This is a genomic window from Blastomonas sp. CCH1-A6 (assembly GCF_001556365.1).
In the GTDB taxonomy this organism is placed as follows: domain Bacteria; phylum Pseudomonadota; class Alphaproteobacteria; order Sphingomonadales; family Sphingomonadaceae; genus Blastomonas; species Blastomonas ursincola.
Map to the genome: position 1 here is coordinate 1 of NZ_LSIS01000252.1, position 230 is coordinate 230.

A 230-nucleotide genomic window follows, 5' to 3' on the forward strand; every position below is an offset into this window, starting at 1 on the left:
GCGATCGGCGGCGAATCGGTCGCCTCGGGCGTCGGCAGCCAGGCGTTCGGCTGGCAGGCCAATGCCTCGGGACGCACCGCCGTTGCAGTCGGTCATCAGGCGAATGCCGCCGGACTGGAAGCGACATCTGTGGGCAAGAGCACCCAGGCGGGCGGCGCCAATGCTACCGCCGTTGGCAGCCGCGCCAATGCCGCAGGGATCAGTTCGGTCGCGATCGGCAACGGCGCGGT

General features: G+C 70.4%; 1 protein-coding gene. It reads left to right on the forward strand.

The window, feature by feature from the left end; genetic code table 11:
* On the forward strand, positions 1–230 hold a 230-nt coding region (locus AX735_RS25830), incomplete at both ends, for a hypothetical protein (RefSeq protein WP_202189566.1).